Consider the following 22,414-nt stretch of genomic DNA (forward strand, 5'->3'; position numbering starts at 1 on the left):
CCTTACTTCTTGTCGGCCTTCGCGCGCTCGATCGCGGCGGAGATCAGCGCGCGCGCGTCCGCCGCGTCGCCCCAGCCAGCGACCTTCGCCCATTTTCCCGGTTCAAGATCCTTGTAGTGCACGAAGAAATGCTCGATGCGCCGCCAGGTCATCTCCTGAAGGTCGGTGTAGTTCTGCACATCGACATAGCGCTGCGTGAGACGCGTCGACGGCACGGCGATGATCTTCTCGTCGCCGCCCGCCTCATCCGTCATGCGCAGCACGCCGATCGGCCGCACCGCGATCACCGCGCCCGGCGCGACGGGCCGGGTGTTGGCGACGAGCACGTCGCAGGGATCGCCGTCGTCGGACAGCGTATGCGGGATGAAACCGTAATTGCCGGGATAGCGCATCGCCGTATAGAGGAAACGGTCGACGAAGAGCGTGCCCGAAGCCTTGTCGAGTTCATATTTGATCGGCTCGCCGCCGAGCGGCACCTCGACGACGACATTGACTTCATGCGGGGGGTTCGCGCCGATCGGAATGGCGTCGAGACGCATTGATATGGCTCCATATGGGGGATTTCGTTTCGGCGCGCTCTTTCATCAATGACACGCGCAGGCGACTATTCGGGGAGGCCGATTCGCGCCGCCGACTATCCCATTAAACGCGGCGCGACTCTAGCGTTGCGGTTCCGGCGCCGAGACGCTCGCGGCCGCATGCTCGGCGAGCGGCTGCATGTCTTCGGCCGACAGCGGCCCGACGAGCACGAAGGCGAAGCCCGCCGCCCGCCACTCGATCGCCGTGACGCTCGACCCCGTCCCGGCGCGCGGCCCCTGTGGCGCGCTCGCCGCGAAGGCGCGCTCGAAATAGAGGCCGACGCGGCCGCCGTCGGCGCGCTCATAAAGCAGGAGTCCCGCGGGGGCCGCGACGCCCGGCGCGATGCGGCCGCCGAGAAGGCGCAGGCCGACCTCCGAGAGATCGGGGAGGCGCGAGAAGCCGACGCGCTCCTGCAGCCAGGAAACCAGTTCCGCGCGGCTCGCGGCGTCGATCTCCACCGGCCGCGGATCGGCGACGAAGGTCGCATAGGTCAGCCCCGCCCGCGCCACATAGCCTTGAAGGATATTGAGGGCGACAGGCGCGCGCGTCTCGCTCCGGCCCGCAAAGATCAACGCCACCAGCGCAGCCACGGCGGCGCCCGCGAGGAGCGTCAGGACGGTTGAGACGATCGCCTGCCGCCGCCGCGATGCGCGGATTTCGTCTATTCGCCGTGGCTGGCGCGGGGCGGCGCCCGGCCGGCCCCAATGAACGGCGCCGGTCTCGATGGGCCCCTGCGCCGGGGCGGGCGCGCGGGTCGCGGCGTCGCGCAGGGAGAGCGGCAGGGTTTCCAGCGCCACGGGCTCGAAGGCGGCGCGCAGCGCGGCGTTCTGGCGTCGCCAGTTCTCGACCAGCGCCGCGGCCTCGGGATGCTGCAGCAGGTGATCCTCGACCAGCCTCCGGCGCTCGCCGTCGAGCTCGCCGTCGACGAAGGCGTGCAGGTCGGCTTCCTCGACGAAGACGGATGAGGACACGACGTTCGCCTATTTCACGACGCGCAAATGCGAGGCCGCGCGGCGCGCGGCGCCGTCGGAGGGCGCGATCAGCGTCGGCCCCTCCGCCGAGAGCGCGGCGCGGGCGCGGCGCAGGCGCGCGAGCGCCGTCTCTCTCGGCGCGCCGACAATGCGGGCGACGGCGTCATAGCCGAAGCCCTCCAGCGAGACGAGCAGCAGCACGGCGCGATCCTCGAAAGCGAGGTCGGCGAGGTCGTGCACGATCGGCGGGTGCCGCGGCGCCGGGCGCGGCGCATTGGCGAGCTTGCGGGCGGCGAGCGCCGTGAGCGCGCCATAGGCCTCGATCCGCGCCTCGTCATGATCGCCCGGACGCAACTCACGGGCGCGGACGCGGGCGCCGACGCTTTGAAGAGCGCTCTGCACGAGATCGTCGGAAACGGATGGGCCCGCGCCGGCGCAAAGCGCGCGCGCATAACGTCGCAGCGCGGGGGTCGCCCCGCCCAGCCCTTCGAGAATTTCGTCCGCTCTCCTGCCCATCTGCGGCTCGATCCAACGGCTTGATTTGTTCTTTGCGCAGCTAGTGACGTTTCCTATCGCATGATAGGGCAATCACGCGCGAATGGCCATGGCGCAGGATCGACTCCCGATGCGGTTTTTCCGGGGCGGGAGGCGAAGCGGCGGTCAGGGTTTCCTTTGGGCGAAAACCACGCTAAAGGGCGCCTGCTTCCCGTTTACGCATCAGAAATGGACGCCCAGATGACACAGCAAGCCGCGCCCGCCGCTCCTTTCGCCGGGGTTCTCGCCGGAAAGAAGGGCCTGATTCTGGGCGTCGCCAACAATCGCTCGATCGCCTGGGGCATCGCCAAGGCCTGCGCCGATGCCGGGGCCGAGCTCGCGCTCACCTATCAGATCGAGGCGCTGGAGAAGCGCGTTCGTCCGCTCGCCGCCGATCTGGGCGCCCATGTCGTGGGCCGATGCGACGTCGCCGAGCCCGAGACGATCGACGCGATCTTCACCGAGGTCGAGAAGCTCTGGGGCAGGATCGACTTCGTCGTGCACTGCCTCGCCTATTCCGACAAGGACCAGCTCGACGGCCGCTATGTCGACACGACGCTCGACAACTTCCTGATGTCGATGAACATCTCCTGCTTCTCCTTCACGGCCATCGCCCAGCGCGCCGAGAAGCTGATGCCGGAGGGCGGCTCGCTGCTGACGCTTTCCTATTACGGCGCCGAGAAATGGATGCCGCATTATAACGTCATGGGCGTGGCGAAGGCGGGGCTCGAGGCGTCCGTGCGCTATCTCGCCGCCGATCTCGGCGCCAAGAACATCCGCGTGAACGCCATCTCGGCCGGCCCGATCAAGACCATGGCGGCCTCCGGCATCGGCGACTTCCGCTATATCCTGCGCTGGAACGAATATAATTCGCCCCTGCGCCGCGTCGTGACGATCGAGGAAGTGGGCGAGAGCGCCGTCTATCTCCTGTCGCCCATGTCGCGCGGCGTCTCCGGCGAAATCCTGCATGTCGACGCGGGTTATCATGTCGTGGGCATGATGAACCCGAGCGCGGCGCCGAAGATGGCGGATTTGCTGGCGCTGCTGCCGCAGGATGTGAAGTAGGTAGTCACCCCGTCATGGCCGGTCTTGTCCCGGCCATCCACGCCTCCTTCATTCCCGAGTAAAATGCGATGAAGAAGCGAGCCTGTATATCGGCTCGACTTTCGAGAGTTGGCTTGTCCAAGAGTCTGTCCGTGAACTTCATTCTTGATTACAGAGCCTTCTGAGCATCAGGCGGATGGAAGCGAGGTGCAGAAACGCGAGCGCCTTGCAATTGAGGTTTTCGAAGTCCTTTGCCAGCCTTCGGCAGCGACCAAGCCATGAAAAGGTTCTTTCGACGACCCAGCGTCGGGGCAAAACCTCGAAACCTTTGGCGGCATCCGAGCGCTTGACGATCTCGGTGACGACGAAGGGCAAGGCCTTCTTCTGCGCGTCCCTGAATTGCGGGCCCTGATAGCCGCCATCCGCGAACAGTTTTTGCAGAAACGGGAATTTTCCCAACATCGTGCGCAGGACGAGAACGCCGCCGTCGCGATCCTGGATGCCGGCAGGATGAACGAGCGCGTGAAGCAGCAGGCCTATCGTATCGACGAGAATATGCCGCTTCTTGCCCTTGATCTTCTTTCCTGCATCGTAGCCATGCGGATCGATGCGACGCCCCCTTTTTCTGCGCCTTTCACGCTCTGGCTGTCGATAACGGCGGCGGTCGGGCTGGCCTCGCGCCCCGCCGCTTCGCGGCATTTCACGTAGAGAGCGCGGTGGATGCGATCGAGCGTCCCGTCATATGTCCAAAGATCGAAATAGCCGTAAACCGTGCTCTTGGGCGGCAAATCCTTCGGGATCGCGCGCCACTGACAGCCGGTCGAGAGCACATACATCAAGCCGTTCACAACCGCGCGCATCTCGACCGTGCGTTTCCCTCCACCCCGCTTCGCAGGTGGGATCAGCGGTTCGACGAGCGTCCATTCCGAGTCGGTCACGTCGCTCGGGTAGCGCAATTTGCTGCGATCGTATCGCGCACGATTTTCATTCGTCCACATCGGCGGCCCCTTCGAGAATCAGGCCGCATCATTGAATCATAACCGATTCATCCGATTCAACTTGTCCTCGGACCGACACTGAGGATTATTTTATTCGATTTTGAAGCGAAAAAACACCTTAAAGAGCGGAGCCAGCTCCACAAAATACTTGAGACGAATACCTGGATCTTCGGGGAGGAGTTCAATCTCTGGGCTAGCGACAAAGAGCTAACGACTGTCTTGAAGGCTCATAAAGCGCGGCTCGATCCTGAACTCGTCATCGATGAACCGGTCAAGCTGCTAACGCGAAAGCGCGGCATCGTCGACCTTATGTTGTCTCGTTCACAAAAGCGACATCGTGCCGATGACTATGAGCACCTTGTCATTGAGCCCCAAAGGTTAAGCTCACTCACAAGGAATTGACCCAGATTAAAGACTATGCGCTCTCTGTTGCGCGCGATGATCGCTATCATCGAGTGAAGGGTGTGAAGTGGCACTTTTGGCTTGTGTCGGACAGCTACGACGATTTCGTGGAGTCCGAAATCGCCTCAGGCACAGACCCCGAAAGACGCTTGGTGAATCGAGGCCCTAATTATTCCATTGGCGTGAAGACTTGGGGCGAAATTCTCGACGAAAATAATGCCCGCCTGCAATTCGTGAGGGATGCTCTCGAACACAACGTGGATGACGGCGAAGCCCTAGCATTTCTTGAGGAGCGACACCGTGAATTCCTCGAGGGCGTGATTGTTCAGGACGAGGAGGAAGGTGAAGCCTCGACGATTGAATCCGACGAAGAGCCTATTCTTGGATAATGTATAGGCCGCTGCGAAAGGTAGGCTCTTGCACGCGGCCCCTACGCCACCCCTCACACACCCTCCAGCCGCCCCACCACCGTCACCAGCAGCCCGCCGTCGCCATAAAGCTTCTTCGCCGCACGCTTGCATTCTGCCATGCCCACGGCGGCGATCCTGCCGTTGCGTTCGTCAAGATAGCTGGGCTCGAAACCGTCCATCTGCAGATCGACGAGTGGCTGGCGGCCTTGGTCGAGGGGTCGAGTGCAGCGCGTAGGAGCCGCTACCCGAATTGCGGCTTTCCATGTTATACAAGCCTATGTCGATCACCCTCACTCCCGATCAGGAAGCATGGCTCCAGGCGCATGTCGCTACGGGGGAGTTCGCCTCGATCGAGGACGCCGCCCGCCAGCTCATAGACCAGCGCATCGCGGAGCTTGCGACCGGCTTCGAAGATGACATGGCCTGGGCGAAACCCCTGGTCGACGAAGCCCGCAAGGCTCTCGCCAGTGGCGATGTTCTCACGCTTGAGGAGCATAAGGCGCGGAACGCGGCGCGTCTGGCGGCGCTGCGTCGATAGTGGCTCGCGTCCTCTTAACGTCCCTCGCCGACGGCGACGTCGATTACATTATTGCCGACCTTGCCGCAAAGGCGGGAGCGCGCATAGCTGCGCGCTATATTGCCGACTTCGACAAGCTCTACGATCGCCTGGCTGAATATCCGGATAGCGGCGCCCGGCGCCCCTCTCTTGGCGAGTCCGTGCGCGTCTCCGTCATCGCGCCTTACGTTGTGATCTACGAGCATATGCCCGCTGAGGGCACCGTCGTCATCATGCGCATTGTTCACGGACGCCGCAATATCACCGAGAAGCTTATGCGAGGCTCCTAGAAGTTGAGGCGGGGCGGCGTTCGCCCCTCACACCCCCTCCGGCCGCCCCACAATCGTCACCAGCAGCCCGCCGTCGCCGAGCAGCCGCTTCGCCGCGCGCTTGCAGTCCTCCAGACCGACCGCGGCGATCCTGCCGTTTCTCTCGTCGAGATAGCTCGGCTCGAAACCGTCCATCTGCAGATTGACGAGCTGGCTTGCGATCTTCGTCGAGGTGTCGAAGCGCAGCGCATAGGAGCCGATGAGGAATTTCTTCGCCTTGTCGAGTTCGTCCTCGGTCGGGCCTTCCTCGGCGAAGCGGCGCACTTCCTCCTCGATCACCTTCAGCGCCTCGCCCGCGCGCTCGTTGCGGGTCGCGGCGGCCCCGAGCAGCATGGGGCACTGGTCATATTCGTTGAGCTGCGAATAGACGCTGTAGGCCATGCCGCGCTTCTCGCGCACCTCGCGGAAGAGGCGCGCGGTGAAAGTGCCGCCGCCCAGAATGTGATTGGCGACGACGACCGCGAAATAATCGGGATCGCGCTTCGTCACGCCCGGACGGCCGAAGCGGATCGTCGATTGCGGAACGTCGAGGTCGACGACCTTGCGCGTTCCGACATTGGCCAGCGTGACCGGCGCGACGGGAATGAGATCGTTCTTCTGCGCGAAGGCGCCGAAGGTCTCGTCGAGCCGCTCGGAAAGCGTGGCGGCGTCGATGGCGCCGACGACCGCGATCGCGAGGTCCTTTTTCGCGAATAGCCGTTCGCGCATCGCGATGAGATCCTCGCGCGACAGCGTGTCGATGGTGGTGAGATCGCCGCGCACGGGGCGACCGTAAGGATGGTTCGGGAAGGCCGCCTCGCGGAAAGCCTTGGACGCCATGGCGTCGGGCTCGTTGAGATCGCGCTTCAGCTCCGCCGAAAGCTGGCTGCGCACGCGGGCGACGTCGGCGGCGTCGAGACGCGCCTCGGTCAGCGCGAGTTTCAGCAGCTCGAAGGCCTTGCCGGTGTTCTTCGAGAGCGTCTGCAAATGGCCCGAAATCGAGTCGCGGTCGGCGCCGAAGCCCAGATGAATCGCGAGTTCGTCGATGGCGCGATGAAAGCCGCGCGCGTCATGGGGGCCGGCGCCCTCGTCGAGCATGCCGGCCAGGAGCGTCGCGAGGCCGGGCTTGTCGGCGGGGTCCTGCGCCGCGCCGCCGCGGATCGCGAATTCGAGCGCGACGAGCGGCACGGCGTAGCTCTCGACGAGCCAGGCCGTGACGCCGCCGGGCGTGACGATACGCTGCACATGTTCGGCGCGGGAGGCCATGGTGACGACGGGAGCATGGGCGGTCATTGGGAAATCCCGAAAAGGAGAACGGCCGACGCTCGCGGCGCCGGCCTCGAAAGGATTCAGGCGGCGTCGGCCGGCGTCAGGAAGCCGGTGACGGAGCGGCGCTTGTCGAGCCATTTGCGCGCGGCCTCCGTGACGTCGGCGGCCGTGACCATCTCCATGCGCTCCGGCCAGGCCTGCACGTCCTCGATGGTGAGGCCGGTCGCCAGCGCCTCGCCATACCAGCGCGCGAGCGAGGCCTGGCTGTCCTGCGCATAGATCGCGTCGGCGATCAGCCGGGTCTTGGCGCGCTGCAGATGCTGCGCGTCGATCGGCGCCTCCGCGAAGGATTTCAGCACCGCGTCGATCGCCGCGTCGAGCTCTTCGAGCGACACGCCGGGCGCGGGCGTGGCGTAGACCCAGAGCCGCGTGTCGTCGACCGCCGAGCCGAGATAATAGGCGCCGGCGCCGACCGCGATCTTCTTCTCGACGACCAGCGTCTCGTAGAGCGCGCTCGTCGGTCCGCCGCCGAGCATATAGGCGAGCGTCTCCAGCGCCTCGGCCTCGCCGGGGCGGGCGGTCTTGTAGGAAGGCACGAGGAAGACGCGCTCATGCGCGGGCTGCTCGACCTTCTCGTCGGAGAGCGTCACGAGCCGGTGGGCGCGGTGCGGCGGCTCCTGCGTGCGGGTGCGGCGCGGCGGCTCGGCGCGCGCGGGAATCCGGCCGTAGCTCTCCTTCGCGAGCCGCTCGACCTCCGCCGCCTCGACGTCGCCGGCGACGATGAGAATTGCGTTCTCCGGCGTGTAGAAGCGGCTGTAATAATTCAGCGCGTCCTCGCGGCCGAGACTCTCGATCTCGTGGTTCCAGCCGATGATCGGCGTGCCATAGGGATGATGCGCGAAAAGCGCCGCCTGCACGGCCTCGTCGAGCTGGGCGGAGGGGTCGTTGTCGGTGCGCATGCGCCGTTCCTCGAGCACCACGTCGCGCTCGGGAAAAACCACCTCGTCGGTGAGGACGAGATTGCGCATGCGGTCGGCCTCGAAATCCATCAGCGTCGCGAGGTGCTCCTTGCCGATGCGCTGGAAATAGGCCGTGTAGTCGTAGCTGGTGAAGGCGTTCTCCTGACCGCCGAGTTCGGCGACGAGATTGGAGAACTCGCCCTGCGGATGCGCCGTCGTGCCCTTGAACATCAGATGTTCGAGGAAATGCGCGATGCCGGACTTGCCGATCGGATCGTCGGCGGAGCCGTTGCGATACCAGATCATATGGGTGACGACGGGCGTGCGGTTGTCGGGGATGACGACCACCTCGAGTCCGTTGTCGAGCCTGAAATGGGAGACGGCGGCGGCGCCGGCGGACGAGGCGGCGGCCGCGCCCGGGGTAAGAGACGGGGCGGTCGCCGACGGCTGCGAAGACATGAACGGCCTTTCCCGCGGCGCAGGGCCGCGCAAATCAGGAGACATTGGCCTCCTATATAGGCCGAAAATCAGTTCTTGTCAGAACCTCTCAGAAAGCTCGGCATCAGGCTCGACAGTCCGCCGCCGCTGCTCGCCTGCTGCGCGGGCGTGACGCTGCCGGGCTGCGCGACGGGATCGTTGTCGTTCCCGCCGCCGCCCATATAGCTCAGCGGATTCCACCAGCTGGTCTTCTTGGCGTCCGTGTCGCGGACCGAGCCCAGCGCCTGCGTCGGGTGGCGATAGCCGTCCGGCGGCTCGGTGAGCTGGCGGCGGGCGGGCTCGTCCGGCTCATTGGCGGCGTTGCGGGCGCGGGCGCTCATCACTCGCTGGAGGAGGCCGGGCTCGTCGTCGGTCCCGGGCGCGGCAGTCGGCGCGGGTCCGCGCACGCGCTCGAGAAGGCCGGGTTTCTTGGGGTCCGGCGGAGCGCCGGCCACGCGGCCGAAGCGATCGCTCTTGCGCTGCGTTCCCGGGGCGTTGCTCGGCCAGCCGTCGGGGCGGTCGACGCTCTCGCGCGGGGCGGGAAGAACGTCGGCGCTGCGGCTCGGCGGCAGCACGAGCTTCGGGCGCTCGCTGTAGTCGATCGACCTGGCGTCCGTCTCGGTGGACACGCCGACAAGGTCCATCACAGAGGTGATCGTGGATTTGTCGTCATAGGCCAGAGCCGGCGCGGCGTAGGCCGCCGCAAGACCGGCGAAAGCGCAGATGGCGCGACGCCGCGACCGTGCGAGCTTCATCGAAGGATCTCCCTGGTGCCCAAAAGGACGGCGACCGCGAGACGCGACGCCGAGACCTCTGCTTGACCCCGAAAGCCGCAACATGTGCGCGACTTGTTGGCGATTTAGTGGCGGGGCGCGCTTTTCCTTAAGCCAAAAGCGGCCGGCGCGCGAATCGCGGCCGCATCAAGGCCCCTCGGCCGGCGACTCCGGCGGGGCGAAAAGGCTCTCGTAAAGGAGAAGCGCCACTCCCGCCGTGATGAAAACGTCGGCGACGTTGAAAACGTAATTGGCCAGCGGGCCGACGGGCAGGGTCGTGTGGAGATAGAAAAAATCCGCGACCGCCCCGCGCGTGATCCGGTCCGTCGCGTTGCCGAGCGCGCCGCCGATGACGAGGCCGAGGGCCAGGGCCGTGAGCCGGTCCCGGGCCCTCGTGAGCCAGAAGGCCAGTCCGGCGACGATGACGCCCTGCGCCGCGAGGAGCGCCGCCCTGGCTGAGTCCTCATGCGCGGGAAACAGCGAATAGGAGACGCCGTAATTCCAGGACAGCAGCACATCGAGAAAGGGCGCGACATTGATCGGTCCACGCTCCGCAATGTCGAAGACGTTCAGCATCAAGTACTTGTGCGCCTGGTCGAGCGCGAGCGCGGCGAGCGCGGCGGCGAGGCCGAGGGCGCGAGGGGTCGGTCGGGGGGACAAGCGGGACGTCCTCAGAAGCGGAGCGGCGAAAAAGCCTCATCCCGCTTACTAGGCCGGGTCGGCCCGAGGGGCAACCGCGGCGAACGCCCACGATTCAGTTTGCACAAGCGTTGCCTTTTGTATATGTAAACCTCCCTGTGGGGTTATGCGTTATAACTTGGAGGGGCAAAATGTCATTTTTTAAGACGCCGGGCGTCGGATCCCGGCTGTTTCAGGCTTCCGCCGCTGTATTTGCGACGACGCTTCTGGCGTCGGGCGCCTTTGCGCAGGCTGCGCCGCCTCTGACGGCGCCGGGCGGGGACGCCAGGTCGACGGAAAACTACTGGACCGCGGACCGCATCAGGAACGCAAAGCCGATCGAACTCGTCCCCGGGCCGGGACACCGGCTGCAGCCGATCGACTCGACCGCTGCCGCGGCGGGCCCGTCGCAGACGGGCGCGGGAGCGCCTCCGACGACCGAGGACTCCAGCGCCATCGCGCGCCGGCTGCATCCGCCGATGCCTTTGACGGGCGCCGCGCCGGATGATGCTGGGACCAGCCGCAACACGAGCTCCTATGGCGCGCATTTCACGACGAGCCGGGTGTTCCCCGACGCCGCCACGACGACCTACCCCTACGTGACGACGGGTCGCCTCGCATTCCGTAATCCGCGGACCGGACGCAACTCGGTCTGTTCGGCGTCGGTGCTGCGGCCGCGCGTTCTCGTGACGGCGGGCCACTGCGTCTATCACGCGGGACCGACCAGCGACGACCCGAGCACCAACAAATACTTCTACAGCAATTGGGTGTTCATCCCCGCCTATAACAACGGCGCCGCGCCGAAAGGCACGTGGACGCCGGCCTGGGTGATCGTCTCCGGCTACTGGTCCGGCGGCAATGGTTCGGTGCCCAACCAGCAGGACGTCGCCATGATGGAAATGCGCGACAACACCGCGGGCCAGAAGATTTCGGCGTTCACCGGCTATCTCGGCTATTCGACGGGCGGCCTGTCGCCGAACCATCTGACGATCATCGGCTATCCCTGCAATCTGGACAATTGCGCGAAGATGCAGAACACGACCGCCGAAAGCTTCGCCAATGGAGGCAGCAACACGGTCACTTACGGTTCCGCGCAGCGCGGCGGCACGAGCGGCGGCCCCTGGATTCAGGATTTCGGCGTCGCTGGAGCCGGCTCTCCCTCCGGAACGGCGAGGAACTGGCTGAAGTCGGTCTCCTCCTACGGCCCGGTCGCCACCGAGCCGAAATATCTGGGCGGTTCGATCCTGATGTCGAGCGGAACGTCGAGCTTCATCGACCTTCTGAACAAGTCCTGCGCGCATCGGGCTGGAAACTGCTGAGTTTTCGCCTCACCTGACTTTGTAAAACGCCCCCGTCCGGAGACATCCGGACGGGGCGACTTTTTTTATGGTTTCCCTCTCTCGATCTGAGGTCGCCGCGGCGATGAAATCGCGGCAAAAGGCGATCTCCCCTTCTGTCTAATCTTGACTTTGCGTTGGCGGCGGAATATGTCCAGCCTGCTGTTGTCACTCGTCTTTAGAGAGTGCCAACAGCTTTCGCTTATCTCTTGCGACGGGCGGCCGAGGCCGCTCGAAGCGCAGAAAAGGAAGAATTGGCAATGGCGTTTCGTCCCCTGCACGACCGGGTCGTGGTCAAGCGTCTCGAAGGCGAGGAAAAGACCAAGGGCGGCATCATCATCCCCGACACCGCCAAGGAAAAGCCGCAGGAAGGCAAAGTGATTTCCGTGGGCCCCGGCGCCCGCGACGAGAGCGGCAAGCTGGTTCCGCTCGATGTGAAGGCCGGCGATCGCGTGCTGTTCGGCAAATGGTCCGGCACCGAGGTCAAGATCGACGGCGAAGACCTGCTCATCATGAAGGAAAGCGACATCCTGGGCATCGTCGACTGACCCGACCCCGCCCTTCCCGCTTTCAAATCATCTCCAGGAGTTTCTAAATGGCTGCCAAAGACGTCCGTTTCTCCACCGACGCACGCGACCGCATTCTGCGCGGCGTCGAAGTCCTCGCCAACGCCGTCAAGGTCACGCTCGGTCCGAAGGGCCGCAATGTCGTGATCGAGAAGTCCTTCGGCGCGCCCCGCATCACCAAGGACGGCGTGACCGTCGCCAAGGAAATCGAGCTTTCCGACAAGTTCGAGAATCTCGGCGCCCAGCTCGTCCGTGAAGTCGCCTCCAAGCAGAATGACATCGCCGGCGACGGCACCACCACTGCGACCGTGCTCGCCGCCTCGATCGCCAAGGAAGGCGCCAAGGCCGTGGCCGCCGGCCTCAACCCGATGGATCTGAAGCGTGGCGTCGATCTCGCCGTCGAGGCCATCGTCGCCGACCTCAAGGCCCACTCCAAGAAGGTCACCTCCAACGACGAGATCGCCCAGGTCGGCACCATCTCGGCCAATGGCGACCGCTTCATCGGCGAGGAAATCGCCAAAGCGATGCAGAAGGTCGGCAATGAGGGCGTCATCACGGTCGAGGAGGCCAAGAGCCTCGAGACCGAGACCGACATCGTCGAGGGCATGCAATTCGACCGCGGCTATCTGTCCCCCTACTTCATCACCAACGCCGAGAAGATGATCGCCGAGCTCGACGACGCCTATCTTCTTATCCACGAGAAGAAGCTGTCGACGCTGCAGCCGCTGCTGCCGATCCTCGAGGCGGTCGTCCAGACCGGCAAGCCGCTCGTCATCGTCGCCGAGGACATCGAGGGCGAGGCGCTCGCCACGCTCGTCGTCAACAAGCTGCGTGGCGGCCTCAAGATCGCTGCCGTGAAGGCGCCGGGCTTCGGCGATCGCCGCAAGGCCATGCTCGAAGACATCGCCATCCTCACGGGCGGCCAGATGATCGCCGAGGATCTGGGCATCAAGCTCGAAAACGTGACGCTCCCCATGCTCGGCCGCGCCAAGCGCGTTCGCATCGAGAAGGAGAACACCACGATCATCGACGGCGCCGGCGACAAGAAGGACATCGAGGCCCGCATCGCCCAGATCAAGTCGCAGATCGAGGAGACCACCTCCGACTACGACCGTGAGAAGCTGCAGGAGCGTCTCGCCAAGCTCGCGGGCGGCGTTGCGGTGATCCGCGTCGGCGGCGCGACGGAAGTTGAAGTCAAGGAGAAGAAGGACCGCGTCGACGACGCCCTCAACGCGACCCGCGCGGCCGTTGAAGAAGGCGTGTCGCCCGGCGGCGGCGTTGCGCTGCTGCGCGCCATCAAGGCGCTCGACGGCGTCAAGACCGCCAACGGCGACCAGAAGACGGGCGTCGACATCGTGCGCAAGGCCATCCAGGCTCCGGCGCGCCAGATCGTCGACAACGCCGGCGGCGACGGCGCGGTCGTGGTCGGCAAGCTGCTCGAGGCCACCGAATACGGCTATGGCTTCGACGCCCAGAAGGGCGAGTTCGGCGACCTGATGAAGCTCGGCATCATCGACCCGACCAAGGTCGTGCGCACCGCGCTGCAGGACGCCGCTTCGATCGCCGGCCTGATCATCACCACCGAGGCGACGATCACCGAGGCGCCGAAGAAGGAAGCCCCCGCGATGCCGGCCGGCGGCATGGGCGGCATGGGCGGCATGGACTTCTAAGTCCACCGCTTCAGCGACTGTTCAACACGGAAAGCCCCGGGGAGACCCGGGGCTTTCTTCGTTTCACGCGATTCATTCACTGGTAATTGTACAGCTCTAGTTTTCATTCGCCGCGAAAACGCGGCCCCATTGAAACAATGAATTTGTGGAGCGGATCATCATGCGGCGGCGTTTTCCCGTTTTTGTCGCGAGTCTTCTGCTGGCGCCCGGTCTTGCGGGGCCGGTTCACGCGGCCTCAAATCTCGTTGCGGTGTCTGCGCGCGGCGTCGACGCCGCTGGCTGCGGAAGCGTCGCGTGCCCCTGCCGCACGCTGCAATATGCGCATAATCTCGTCGCGCCCGGCGGCCAGCTCGACGTGATGGAAAGCGGCGAATATGGCGCGCTCACCATCACCAAATCGGTCAATGTCGTCTATGCGGGAACGGGCGTCGCCCTCGTGCAGCCGACGGGCGCGGGCAAGAACGGGGTGCAGGTCTTTGCCGGCGCCGCCGATGTCGTGCGGCTGCGCGGCCTCACCATAGAGGGCGGCGGCGGCGGCCTCAATGGCGTCGTGTTCCGCTCCGGCGCCCGACTCGAGATCGCAGACTCCGCCATACGCAACTTCACGAGCAACGGCGTCACGCTCGCCGGCGCCAACAGCCGTTTCTCGGTCATCGACACCGTCATCTCCGACAACGCCGGTTTTGGCCTGCGCGCCGTTCCCGCCGCGACGAATGCAAAGGGCGAAATGGACGGCGTGCAGCTTCTCGAAAATGCAATGGGCGGCGCCCTTCTGGAGAATACGTCCTCGGCGCTCACCGAGGTCGTGGTCACGAAAAGCGTCGCCATGGGCAATCGCGCGGTCAGTCCCGGCGCGGGCTTTCGCGTCGCCGGCGCCGGCGCGCGTCTGACGCTGCGCGAGACCACGTCGAAGGACAACAGGATCGGCGTTTCGGCCAACAATGGCGGCGTTCTTCGTGTTTCCGGTTCAACGCTCGTCGGCAACGATTTGGCGGCCGAGAAGCAGGGCGGCGTGATCGAAAGTTTCGGCGACAATGTCGTCAGGGCCAACGCCAACGACTCGCTCGCCACGCTGACGCCCGTGAGCAATCACTGAAATTTCACCAGATTTTTTTGGAGTCACAGCATGCTCACGCGATATTCATGCGCCATCGCAGGCGCGCTCGGCCTCTTCGCATCGTCGGCTCTTGCCGCCCCGATCCTGATCTTCGTCTCGACGCGCGGCACGGACACGACCGGCTGCGGGACCATTTCCGCTCCCTGCCGCAGTCTGCAGGTCGCGCAAGACGCCGTCGCAACGGGCGGCTACATCAGCATCCTTGACCCTGGCGACTACGCCCCTGTCGCTTTCACCAAGTCGGTCAATGTCGTGAACGAGAGCCGCGGCGCTGCGGTGGTGCGCGCCAACGCGCCGTACACCAGCGCGATCGGCGTCATCGCCAATGCTCTCGCCATCGTGCGCCTGCGCGGGCTCACGATCGAGGGAAGCGGGCCGAACACCTGGGGACTGACCCTCAACTCGGGCAAACGGCTGGAACTCGCCGACAGCGTCGTGCGAAACGCCGGTAACGACGGGGTGTTCATGAATAACCGCAACAATCCGACCTTCGTGTTTTCCAGTACGACCATCGCCAACAACGGCGGATTTGGGGTCCACGCCGCCGTGTCGGGCGGCTATGCGAGCGACCTGCGGCTGGTCGATAATTCGCTGGGCGCGATGTGGTTGGGGGGCGCGTCCTACACCAGCTTCAACGCAGTCGTCATCGAAAACAGCTCCGCGACGAACGCTCCGGGCGGCTCCGCCGACGGCCGCGCCGGATTTGCCGCCCAGGGCGCCGTTCTGGTCTTGAGAGGTGCCACGCTGCGCGGCTTTCCATTCGGCGTCATCGCCAACTCCGCTATCATTCGTCTGAGCCGCTCGACGCTGACGGGCAACGCCGTCGCCGCGAAGACGCCGGGCGCGCCGATGATCGAGAGTTCCGGCGACAATGTCATTCGGGGCAATACGGACGACGCGCTGGGCGCGTTCACGGCCGCGCCGCTTCACTGACGCCCGCATGCGTTGATGTTCGGGGGAATAATTTTCTTCGCGCCCGCGAAAGATCCATCCATGGGCTCCGCTTCCGGCGGGGCCTTTTTTCATGCGTCGCGGCCATTCGGCGCCTTTGTGCGGGAGCGACGAAAGCGCGCGGGCTCGGGACGTTGCGGTACGGATCGCGCTCGGTTAGCATTCGGTTACGCGCGGCGCTTCCGTTCGCGCGGCAACCTGAGAATCGGGAGTGGTTTCGATGGCGAGCAATCGCGGCGCCGGCGCGGACGCGGACTGGGCCGAACATGAAAAGACCTACAACGGCTTCCTCTGGCTCCTGAAGTTCTCAGCGGCGGCCTCAGCGATAACGCTGCTCGCGCTCTACTTCTTCCTCGCGCGCTGACCGCGCAAAGCCCCTCACGCCAAGCCGTCAGGGGCTCCCATGACGGCGACGGTTTTCAACGCAACCGGAGTTCGTCATGCGCATAGCCGTATTGGCTGAAACGGATAAAGCCGAGCCGCGCGTCGCGGCGACCCCTGAAACCGTCAAGAAATTCGTCAGTATGGGAGCGGAGGTCGCCGTCGAGGCCGGCGCCGGCGCCGCTTCCGGCTTCTCCGACGCGGATTATGCGGCGGCCGGCGCCATGATTGGCCCCGACGCCGCAACCACGCTCGCGGGCGCCGACGTTGCGCTGCGCGTGCGCCGCCCCTCGGCCGCAGAGCTCGCCGGCGCGAGGCAGAATCTCGCCGTCATCGCGATCATGGACCCCTTCGGCAACGAGGCGGCGCTCGCCGAACTCGCGAAGACCGGGGCCATCGCCTTCGCCATGGAGTTCATGCCGCGCATCACCCGCGCGCAATCCATGGACGTGCTCTCCTCCCAGGCCAATCTCGCCGGCTATCGCGCGGTGATCGACGGGGCGGCGGAATATGGCCGCTCCTTCCCGATGATGATGACGGCGGCGGGCACCGTGCCGGCGGCGAAGGTCTTCATCATGGGCGTCGGCGTCGCGGGCCTGCAGGCGATCGCCACGGCGCGCCGCATGGGGGCGATCGTCACGGCGACCGACGTGCGCCCGGCCACGAAAGAGCAGGTCGAATCGCTCGGCGCGAAATTCCTCGCCGTCGAGAACGAGGAGTTCCAGCAGGCGCAGACCGCGGGTGGCTACGCCAAGGAAATGTCGAAGGAATATCAGGCCGCGCAGGCTGAGCTCGTCGCCTCCCACATCGCCAAGCAGGACGTGGTCATCACGACGGCGCTCATCCCGGGCCGTCCGGCCCCCAGGCTCATATCGGCGGAGATGGTGCGATCCATGCGGCCGGGCTCGGTCATCATGGATCTTGCGGCGGAGCGCGGCGGCAACTGCGAATTGACGCGGCCGGGCGAAACCGTCGTCGAGAATGGCGTGAAGATCGTCGGCGCCGCCAATCTGGCGTGCAGCATGGCGCCCATCGCCTCGAACCTCTACGCCAAGAATCTGCTCGCCTTCGTGGAGACCATGATCTCGAAGGAGACGAAGCAGCTCGCGATCAACTGGGAAGACGAGCTGGTGAAGGCGACCGCGCTCACGCGCGACGGCGCCGTCATCGATCCGCGATTCAAACAGGCCTGAGCCGACCCGAAATCCATCCAGCAAAGGGCGTCAAGCGATGACCGATTCCACGCAGCAATTGCTCGAAAAGGCGCGGGCCGCGGCGGAGGCCGCCCGTCAGTTGGCCGACCAGGCCCAGCATTATTCCGACCAGATCGCCCAGACGGCGGCGGCGGTGACGTCGCATGGGCTCGGCGGCGGCGCGATCGATCCGGTCGTTTTCCGCCTCGCGATCTTCGCGCTCGCGGTTTTCGTCGGCTATTACGTCGTCTGGTCGGTGACGCCGGCGCTTCATACGCCGCTGATGTCGGTCACGAACGCCATCTCCTCCGTCATCGTGGTCGGCGCGCTGCTCTCCGTCGGCGTCGAGCCCGCGAGCGTCAGCGACACGGGCGCCGGCTGGGCGCGATGGTTCGGCTTCATCGCGCTCACGCTCGCCTGCGTGAACATATTCGGCGGCTTCCTCGTCACCGAGCGCATGCTCGCCATGTACAAGAAGAAGGGCTGACGCCATGAGCGCCAATATCTCGGCCCTTCTCTATCTCGTCGCCGGTGTGCTGTTCATCCTCGCGCTGCGCGGTCTTTCCTCTCCCTCCACTTCCCGCGATGGCAATCGCTACGGCATGATCGGCATGGCGGTCGCCGTGGCGACGACGCTTCTGCTGCATCTGCCTCCGCTCGCGGGTCTGGTCCTCATCGTCATCGGCGCGGCCGCGGGCGGAGGCGTCGGCGCCTATGTCGCGCAGCGCATCCCCATGACAGCGATGCCGGAGCTCGTGGCCTTCTTCCATTCGCTCGTCGGCCTCGCCGCCGTGCTGGTGGCGGGCAGCGCCTTCTTCGCGCCGCACGCCTTCGGCATCGGCGCGCCGGGCCAGATCGAAGGCGGCAGCCTCTTCGAAATGTCGCTCGGCGCCGCGATCGGCGCGATCACCTTCACGGGTTCGATCATCGCCTTTCTCAAGCTCTCCGAGCGCATGAGCGGCAAGCCGATCCTTCTGCCCGAGCGTCACACGATCAATATCATGCTCGGCGTCGCGCTCGTCGGGCTGATCGCCCTGTTCTGCGGGACGGAGAGCGGGATCTGGCTATTTCTGCTGATCCTCGTCTCTTTCGTGCTGGGCGTCACGCTCATCATCCCGATCGGCGGCGCCGACATGCCGGTCGTCGTGTCGATGCTCAACTCCTATTCGGGCTGGGCTGCGGCGGGCATCGGCTTCACGCTGGGCAATCTCGCGCTGATCATCACCGGCGCGCTGGTCGGCTCCTCGGGCGCGATCCTCTCGTATATCATGTGCAAGGGGATGAACCGCAGCTTCATCTCCGTCATCCTCGGCGGTTTCGGCGGCGAGGTGGCGGCGGCCTCTGGCGCAAAGGAGACGCGCAACGTCAAGCAGGGCTCGGCGGACGACGCCGCCTACATCATGCAGAACGCCGGCAAGATCATCATCGTGCCCGGATACGGCATGGCGGTGGCGCAGGCGCAGCACGCACTGCGCGAGATGGCCGATCTTCTCAAGAAAGAGGGCGTGGAGATCAGCTACGCGATCCATCCGGTCGCGGGCCGCATGCCCGGCCACATGAACGTGCTGCTCGCCGAAGCCAATGTGCCTTACGACGAGGTCTTCGAACTCGAGGACATCAACTCGGAGTTCGGACAGGCGGACGTCGCCTTCGTCATCGGCGCCAATGACGTGACCAATCCGGCGGCGAAGACAGACCCGTCGTCGGCGATCTATGGCATGCCGATCCTCGACGTCGAGAAGGCGAAGACCGTTCTTTTCCTCAAGCGCGGCATGGGCTCTGGCTATGCGGGCGTCGAAAACGAACTGTTCTTCCGCCCCAATACGATGATGCTCTTCGGCGACGCCAAGAAGACCGTCGAGTCGATCGTCAAGGCGCTGACGCACTGACCGGTCGAAACCGTCGCGAACACGAAAAAGGGAAGGCCCGGGATTTCTCCCGGGCCTTTTTTGTCGCTCGATTTCGTCGATCAATCGATCGTGAAGGCCGCCGGCTGAAACCAGCTGGCGACGTCGGGCCATCCGCTCTCATTGCCGGTGTAGAAGACGCCCGGCGAGCCGTGCTTGTCCGTCCCGAATTCATACTTGCCGGCCAGGTAGAACGTCCGCTGCGGGAAGGGATGGAACAGGAAGTATTTGTAGTTGCCGATATTGTCGACGCCGAAGTCGAAAGAGAAGCGATCATTGTATTTGTAGTGGATCTTGGTGTCGACGACGAAGAAGGGATCGAAGGACTGGTAGATCCCGTAGGCGCGGTCGTTATTGGCCATGGTGCGCCACATGCGGCCCTGGTAGCGGGCTGCGAGCGTAAATGCCCAATGATCGTCCGGCCGGTAGGTCAGCGCCAGCGTTCCGCGCCAGTCGGGCACGTTCGGCACGGTCTTGCCCGCGACCGACGTGCACCACGGGAATTCGAAATTCGCAGGATTTGGCGCCCAGGTCGGATTGGAAATGATCCGTGCGTTGAGCCAGGTGGCGCTGCCGAGCACTTCGAGGCCCTTGAAGATCACATTGTCCTTCTGCAACGCCACCTCGACCCCGCTGTTGCGGATTCGCTGGACATTGGTCGGCGACTGGACGAGTTGCACCGTTCCGGGAATGAAGCTCTGCTGATTGATGATCGCGTCGCGGACTTCCTCGTCGAAGAAGGTCACGCGCGCGGAGCCGTCCGGGCCGACCTTGCGCTCGATGGCGATCTCCTTGGTGAGCGCGACCTCGGGCCGCAAATTCGGATTCGGGTTGGCGGCAACGCCGCTCGCAGCGATCGTCGCGAGGCTATAGAGCTCCCTCGCCGTCGGGAAGCGATTGGCCATGCCAATCGAGCCCGTGATCGTCCAGTAATTATCCGGCGTATATTGCAGCGATCCTTTCGGCGAGAAGCGCGTGCTCGCGCGGTTGGGCTGATAGATGGGCATCCATCCGGTTGGATTGCCCGTAAAGCCCGTGCCGAAGTTGTTGACGCCTGCGGCCTGGTTGTAGCCGTCCGTGGCTGCCCAGTGTTCGGCGCGCAGACCGGTCGTGAATTTCAGATCCGGATATATGTTGAAGGCGTCCTGGAGCCAGAGCGCCTGCGTCCGCGTCGTGCCCTGCGCGATGGAAACCGCGCCGCCAAGGCTCGAGGCCTGGCCGGCTGTCCAGTTCGTCGTCAGCCAGACTGGATTGTTGAGGTGGAACTGGTCGCCATGGAGACCGAAGCTGATGTCGTGGCCCTTCAATATCCCTTCCGGCGGGCGCACGACGCCTTTGAGATCCAGAAGCGTCCAGTAAGTGCCTGTGAAGACCGTGTCGCGGCCCGTCTGCGTGTAACCGCCGAGCGGGATGGCGGCCGACCAGGGAGAAATCTGATTGGATTGCAGATAGGAGAAGTTCGAGGCCGACAGTTCGAAGTCGAAGACGCCGCCGCTGTTCGACCTGATCGCCGCAGCGTTGGTCAGCATCTTCTCCTGAACCCGGTAGTAGCCCTGGGTCGCGAAGGTCTGCAGCGTGCTGTTGCTGAGCGACGGCGGCGTGCTTGACGCCTGAGCGCCGAAATAGGGTCCATAGCCCGAGACGAGATAGTTTTCCGGATAGGACGTCCCGTCGTTCGACCAGAATCCGAGCGTATACGTGCCGCGAATCGTCGAGCTGAAGTCATAGGCGAACTTCAGCTTGCCGTTGACCTGATCATTGGCGAGATTGCCCGCCGAGCCGATGACGTTCGCCGGCCCCATGCCATAGACGTTCGTCGCGAAATAGGCGCCCGGATAGGCGTAAAGATTATTGACCGTGACATAGGTGAGCGGCTGCTGCGACCCGCGCTGCCAATTGCCGGAGATCGTCCAGGAGAAGTCGTTGATCCTGTCGCCGGCGAAGACGCTCATGACATTGTTCACGAGACCCTTCGACGTTCCCCACAGCGAGAAATCCTGGACTGACAACGTCTCCTTCGCGGTGACTTCCAGCTTCTCCGGCATGCGGGTCGTGATCTTGAGCACGCCGCCCATCGAGTTGCCGGGATATTGCGCCGAGTAGGGGCCGTAGAGGAAGTCGACGCGTTCGATTTCTTCCGGCGCGACAAGGCCCCAGCGCGGAGCGCCGATGGTGTTGTCGTTGCCGATGAGCGCCGTCAGCAAAAGGTCGTCGGCGTAGACGAGGCTGCGCGCCGAGGAGCTCACGCCCCAGGTGCGGGTCTGGAGAACTGCCTGGGTGTCGCCGTTGTTGCGTTTGCGCACGAAGAGCGACGGCATGTATTTCACCGCGTCTTCCGTGTCGACGATGTTGATGGTGCGCTCGATCTGCTTGCGCGTGACGCTCGCGACCGTGTTCGGAAGCTGCCATTTCTCGACGAACGCCGGCCTGCCGTCCGGCAAGGTCGGCGACCATCTCGAAAGGACGGGGGAGGGTTCAGCCGCGGGCGCCGGCGTGGCGCCGCGCGCGCCCTGCGAAGGAGCGCCTGCTCGCCGTTGGGTCGACGCCCGCGGGGCGCCGGCGCCCACGTCGATCGTCGGCAGAGACTGCTGGGCCGCGGCGGAGCCGACGCCCCATTCCGGGAGAACAATGAACGCGAGCGCGCAGACGGAGACGCCGCGCAAGAGATGCTGACGGTGCATGATTTCGGTTTCCCTACCCTACGCCGAAAAGGCGGCGCTTCTGATCGCGGCCCGAGACGCCGCCGGTTCGTTGCTGCGAGGATCAGACGCGGGCAGGCGGCGCACGGGCGGGAGCGTTGCGATTGAGGGAGAATCCGATGACGGGCGCCGCGCTCTCCGCAATGGTGATCCGCCCGAATATCCGGACCATGCGCACGGGCGCGGCCGCCGTTTCGACCGGCGCGTCTCCGACCCCGAGCTGGCAAAGCGCGCAGGACGCATGATCATGTGCCGGCGGCGCCGTGTCGCCGCCGTTGAGGCGCCCGGCCGACGAATCTGCGGTCGGCCCGGCGACAATCGAGTGGATCTCGCACCGGATCGCGTCCGCGAAGACGCCGCCGGTCGTCGCCAGACCGCCGGCAAAAGGCGCGCCAAGCTGCGTCAGAAGAGCGACGCAAATGAGGAACGTTGCGAACAGATGTCGACGCATGAGCGGTGCGACGGGCCCTTCCGACTCAGCGCGCGCCCGAACGTGCAGGTCCCCGGGACCCGGGGGCCTTCCGTCGAATGGCGGGGCGTAGGAATTTCGAAAAAACGCGTGTTAACGTTAACGGCTTGATTGTCAACAATGTCGCCAGACGTGAGACAGTCCAAGGCCGTTCGCGTTGTCAGTG

23 protein-coding genes and 1 pseudogene are annotated in these 22,414 nt (G+C 64.9%); 13 read left to right on the forward strand and 11 right to left on the reverse strand.

Annotation, left to right across the window (positions count from 1 at the left end; translation table 11 throughout):
- Nucleotides 1–2 precede the first annotated feature (2 nt).
- The 3 genes from ppa to MET49242_RS15580 form a co-directional block, all read right to left on the reverse strand.
- The gene (ppa, locus tag MET49242_RS15570) at nt 3–539 is read right to left on the reverse strand and encodes an inorganic diphosphatase (protein ID WP_036284169.1); all 537 of its coding nucleotides are present in this window, start codon (nt 537–539) and stop codon (nt 3–5) included.
- 120 nt (nt 540–659) lie between these two features.
- The gene (locus tag MET49242_RS15575; RefSeq protein ID WP_036284171.1) at nt 660–1,550 is read right to left on the reverse strand and encodes an anti-sigma factor; all 891 of its coding nucleotides are present in this window, start codon (nt 1,548–1,550) and stop codon (nt 660–662) included.
- A 9-nt stretch (nt 1,551–1,559) separates the two neighbouring features.
- Nucleotides 1,560–2,066, reverse strand: coding sequence for a sigma factor-like helix-turn-helix DNA-binding protein (locus tag MET49242_RS15580; RefSeq protein ID WP_036284173.1), 507 nt, complete (start codon nt 2,064–2,066; stop codon nt 1,560–1,562).
- A gap of 219 nt (nt 2,067–2,285) precedes the next feature.
- On the opposite strand from MET49242_RS15580, the gene fabI reads away from it, so the two are divergent.
- Complete coding sequence (fabI, locus tag MET49242_RS15585) at nt 2,286–3,149, forward strand: enoyl-ACP reductase FabI (RefSeq protein ID WP_036288347.1); 864 nt, start codon at nt 2,286–2,288, stop codon at nt 3,147–3,149.
- Nucleotides 3,150–3,287: 138 nt separating this feature from the next.
- Here fabI and MET49242_RS24400 read toward each other — a convergent pair.
- Nucleotides 3,288–4,126 (reverse strand): annotated as a pseudogene (locus MET49242_RS24400) (IS5 family transposase).
- A 398-nt stretch (nt 4,127–4,524) separates the two neighbouring features.
- Between MET49242_RS24400 and MET49242_RS23475 the strand changes: the two are divergent.
- Nucleotides 4,525–4,917 (forward strand): hypothetical protein, encoded by a 393-nt coding sequence (locus MET49242_RS23475; protein WP_051134254.1) that lies wholly within the window; start codon nt 4,525–4,527, stop codon nt 4,915–4,917.
- 53 nt (nt 4,918–4,970) lie between these two features.
- Here the strand turns inward: MET49242_RS23475 and MET49242_RS25185 are convergent, their stop codons facing one another.
- Nucleotides 4,971–5,117 (reverse strand): hypothetical protein, encoded by a 147-nt coding sequence (locus MET49242_RS25185; protein WP_244430831.1) that lies wholly within the window; start codon nt 5,115–5,117, stop codon nt 4,971–4,973.
- 83 nt (nt 5,118–5,200) lie between these two features.
- Between MET49242_RS25185 and MET49242_RS15605 the strand changes: the two genes are divergently transcribed.
- On the forward strand, nt 5,201–5,476 hold the full coding sequence (locus MET49242_RS15605; protein WP_244430832.1) for a hypothetical protein: 276 nt from the start codon (nt 5,201–5,203) through the stop codon (nt 5,474–5,476).
- Nucleotides 5,476–5,784, forward strand: a complete 309-nt coding sequence (locus MET49242_RS23480; protein ID WP_051134255.1) for a type II toxin-antitoxin system RelE/ParE family toxin — start codon at nt 5,476–5,478, stop codon at nt 5,782–5,784. The genes MET49242_RS15605 and MET49242_RS23480 overlap by 1 nt, the downstream gene beginning before the upstream one ends.
- Nucleotides 5,785–5,811: 27 nt before the next feature.
- Here the strand turns inward: MET49242_RS23480 and MET49242_RS15615 are convergent, their stop codons facing one another.
- The 4 genes from MET49242_RS15615 to lspA all read right to left on the reverse strand — a co-directional run bounded on the left by MET49242_RS15615 (nt 5,812) and on the right by lspA (nt 9,940).
- Nucleotides 5,812–7,095 carry a pitrilysin family protein gene (locus MET49242_RS15615; protein ID WP_036284175.1) on the reverse strand — a complete coding sequence of 428 codons (1,284 nt, stop codon included), beginning with the start codon at nt 7,093–7,095 and terminating at the stop codon, nt 5,812–5,814.
- A 56-nt stretch (nt 7,096–7,151) separates the two neighbouring features.
- Nucleotides 7,152–8,489, reverse strand: coding sequence for a pitrilysin family protein (locus MET49242_RS15620; RefSeq protein WP_036284176.1), 1,338 nt, complete (start codon nt 8,487–8,489; stop codon nt 7,152–7,154).
- A gap of 68 nt (nt 8,490–8,557) precedes the next feature.
- Nucleotides 8,558–9,262: a hypothetical protein gene (locus MET49242_RS15625; protein ID WP_036284177.1), complete on the reverse strand. Its 705-nt coding sequence runs from the start codon at nt 9,260–9,262 to the stop codon at nt 8,558–8,560.
- A 165-nt stretch (nt 9,263–9,427) separates the two neighbouring features.
- Nucleotides 9,428–9,940, reverse strand: a complete 513-nt coding sequence (gene lspA / locus MET49242_RS15630; RefSeq protein ID WP_036284178.1) for a signal peptidase II — start codon at nt 9,938–9,940, stop codon at nt 9,428–9,430.
- A gap of 170 nt (nt 9,941–10,110) precedes the next feature.
- On the opposite strand from lspA, the gene MET49242_RS15635 reads away from it, so the two are divergent.
- From MET49242_RS15635 to MET49242_RS15675, 9 genes are all read left to right on the forward strand, one after another.
- The gene (locus tag MET49242_RS15635) at nt 10,111–11,277 is read left to right on the forward strand and encodes a serine protease (RefSeq protein WP_051134256.1); all 1,167 of its coding nucleotides are present in this window, start codon (nt 10,111–10,113) and stop codon (nt 11,275–11,277) included.
- Nucleotides 11,278–11,555: 278 nt separating this feature from the next.
- On the forward strand, nt 11,556–11,843 hold the full coding sequence (gene groES, locus MET49242_RS15640) for a co-chaperone GroES (protein ID WP_036284179.1): 288 nt from the start codon (nt 11,556–11,558) through the stop codon (nt 11,841–11,843).
- A gap of 47 nt (nt 11,844–11,890) precedes the next feature.
- On the forward strand, nt 11,891–13,531 hold the full coding sequence (gene groL, locus MET49242_RS15645) for a chaperonin GroEL (protein ID WP_036284181.1): 1,641 nt from the start codon (nt 11,891–11,893) through the stop codon (nt 13,529–13,531).
- A 160-nt stretch (nt 13,532–13,691) separates the two neighbouring features.
- Complete coding sequence (locus MET49242_RS15650) at nt 13,692–14,627, forward strand: right-handed parallel beta-helix repeat-containing protein (RefSeq protein WP_144259661.1); 936 nt, start codon at nt 13,692–13,694, stop codon at nt 14,625–14,627.
- 30 nt (nt 14,628–14,657) lie between these two features.
- Nucleotides 14,658–15,581 (forward strand): right-handed parallel beta-helix repeat-containing protein, encoded by a 924-nt coding sequence (locus MET49242_RS15655; protein WP_036284185.1) that lies wholly within the window; start codon nt 14,658–14,660, stop codon nt 15,579–15,581.
- Between the two features lie 238 nt (nt 15,582–15,819).
- The gene (locus tag MET49242_RS15660) at nt 15,820–15,963 is read left to right on the forward strand and encodes an aa3-type cytochrome c oxidase subunit IV (RefSeq protein WP_036284186.1); all 144 of its coding nucleotides are present in this window, start codon (nt 15,820–15,822) and stop codon (nt 15,961–15,963) included.
- A gap of 76 nt (nt 15,964–16,039) precedes the next feature.
- Nucleotides 16,040–17,173, forward strand: a complete 1,134-nt coding sequence (locus MET49242_RS15665) for a Re/Si-specific NAD(P)(+) transhydrogenase subunit alpha (RefSeq protein ID WP_036284187.1) — start codon at nt 16,040–16,042, stop codon at nt 17,171–17,173.
- Between the two features lie 37 nt (nt 17,174–17,210).
- Nucleotides 17,211–17,660 carry an NAD(P) transhydrogenase subunit alpha gene (locus tag MET49242_RS15670; RefSeq protein ID WP_036284188.1) on the forward strand — a complete coding sequence of 150 codons (450 nt, stop codon included), beginning with the start codon at nt 17,211–17,213 and terminating at the stop codon, nt 17,658–17,660.
- Nucleotides 17,661–17,664: 4 nt separating this feature from the next.
- Entirely contained in the window at nt 17,665–19,062 is a 1,398-nt protein-coding gene (locus MET49242_RS15675; RefSeq protein WP_036284190.1) for an NAD(P)(+) transhydrogenase (Re/Si-specific) subunit beta, read from the forward strand.
- Nucleotides 19,063–19,142: 80 nt separating this feature from the next.
- Here MET49242_RS15675 and MET49242_RS15680 read toward each other — a convergent pair whose 3' ends face one another.
- Nucleotides 19,143–21,761 carry a TonB-dependent receptor gene (locus tag MET49242_RS15680; protein WP_036284191.1) on the reverse strand — a complete coding sequence of 873 codons (2,619 nt, stop codon included), beginning with the start codon at nt 21,759–21,761 and terminating at the stop codon, nt 19,143–19,145.
- Between the two features lie 82 nt (nt 21,762–21,843).
- On the reverse strand, nt 21,844–22,230 hold the full coding sequence (locus MET49242_RS15685) for a DUF2946 family protein (RefSeq protein WP_036284192.1): 387 nt from the start codon (nt 22,228–22,230) through the stop codon (nt 21,844–21,846).
- Nucleotides 22,231–22,414 lie beyond the last annotated feature (184 nt).

The sequence above is a fragment of the Methylocystis sp. ATCC 49242 genome, from assembly GCF_000188155.2.
In the GTDB taxonomy this organism is placed as follows: Bacteria; Pseudomonadota; Alphaproteobacteria; order Rhizobiales; family Beijerinckiaceae; genus Methylocystis.

What these genes read in the sequence shown, in the direction of transcription:
- MET49242_RS15580 (WP_036284173.1), bottom strand. Translation starts at nt 2,066, where the DNA reads ATGGGCAGGAGAGCGGACGAAATTCTCGAAGGGCTGGGCGGGGCGACC.
- groL (WP_036284181.1), top strand. Translation starts at nt 11,891, where the DNA reads ATGGCTGCCAAAGACGTCCGTTTCTCCACCGACGCACGCGACCGCATT.
- MET49242_RS15620 (WP_036284176.1), bottom strand. Translation starts at nt 8,489, where the DNA reads ATGTCTTCGCAGCCGTCGGCGACCGCCCCGTCTCTTACCCCGGGCGCG.
- MET49242_RS15665 (WP_036284187.1), top strand. Translation starts at nt 16,040, where the DNA reads ATGCGCATAGCCGTATTGGCTGAAACGGATAAAGCCGAGCCGCGCGTC.
- MET49242_RS15655 (WP_036284185.1), top strand. Translation starts at nt 14,658, where the DNA reads ATGCTCACGCGATATTCATGCGCCATCGCAGGCGCGCTCGGCCTCTTC.
- fabI (WP_036288347.1), top strand. Translation starts at nt 2,286, where the DNA reads ATGACACAGCAAGCCGCGCCCGCCGCTCCTTTCGCCGGGGTTCTCGCC.
- MET49242_RS15635 (WP_051134256.1), top strand. Translation starts at nt 10,111, where the DNA reads ATGTCATTTTTTAAGACGCCGGGCGTCGGATCCCGGCTGTTTCAGGCT.
- MET49242_RS15615 (WP_036284175.1), bottom strand. Translation starts at nt 7,095, where the DNA reads ATGACCGCCCATGCTCCCGTCGTCACCATGGCCTCCCGCGCCGAACAT.
- MET49242_RS15675 (WP_036284190.1), top strand. Translation starts at nt 17,665, where the DNA reads ATGAGCGCCAATATCTCGGCCCTTCTCTATCTCGTCGCCGGTGTGCTG.
- MET49242_RS15685 (WP_036284192.1), bottom strand. Translation starts at nt 22,230, where the DNA reads ATGCGTCGACATCTGTTCGCAACGTTCCTCATTTGCGTCGCTCTTCTG.
- MET49242_RS15670 (WP_036284188.1), top strand. Translation starts at nt 17,211, where the DNA reads ATGACCGATTCCACGCAGCAATTGCTCGAAAAGGCGCGGGCCGCGGCG.
- MET49242_RS15660 (WP_036284186.1), top strand. Translation starts at nt 15,820, where the DNA reads ATGGCGAGCAATCGCGGCGCCGGCGCGGACGCGGACTGGGCCGAACAT.
- MET49242_RS25185 (WP_244430831.1), bottom strand. Translation starts at nt 5,117, where the DNA reads ATGGACGGTTTCGAGCCCAGCTATCTTGACGAACGCAACGGCAGGATC.
- MET49242_RS15680 (WP_036284191.1), bottom strand. Translation starts at nt 21,761, where the DNA reads ATGCACCGTCAGCATCTCTTGCGCGGCGTCTCCGTCTGCGCGCTCGCG.
- ppa (WP_036284169.1), bottom strand. Translation starts at nt 539, where the DNA reads ATGCGTCTCGACGCCATTCCGATCGGCGCGAACCCCCCGCATGAAGTC.
- MET49242_RS15605 (WP_244430832.1), top strand. Translation starts at nt 5,201, where the DNA reads ATGTTATACAAGCCTATGTCGATCACCCTCACTCCCGATCAGGAAGCA.
- MET49242_RS15650 (WP_144259661.1), top strand. Translation starts at nt 13,692, where the DNA reads ATGCGGCGGCGTTTTCCCGTTTTTGTCGCGAGTCTTCTGCTGGCGCCC.
- groES (WP_036284179.1), top strand. Translation starts at nt 11,556, where the DNA reads ATGGCGTTTCGTCCCCTGCACGACCGGGTCGTGGTCAAGCGTCTCGAA.
- MET49242_RS15625 (WP_036284177.1), bottom strand. Translation starts at nt 9,262, where the DNA reads ATGAAGCTCGCACGGTCGCGGCGTCGCGCCATCTGCGCTTTCGCCGGT.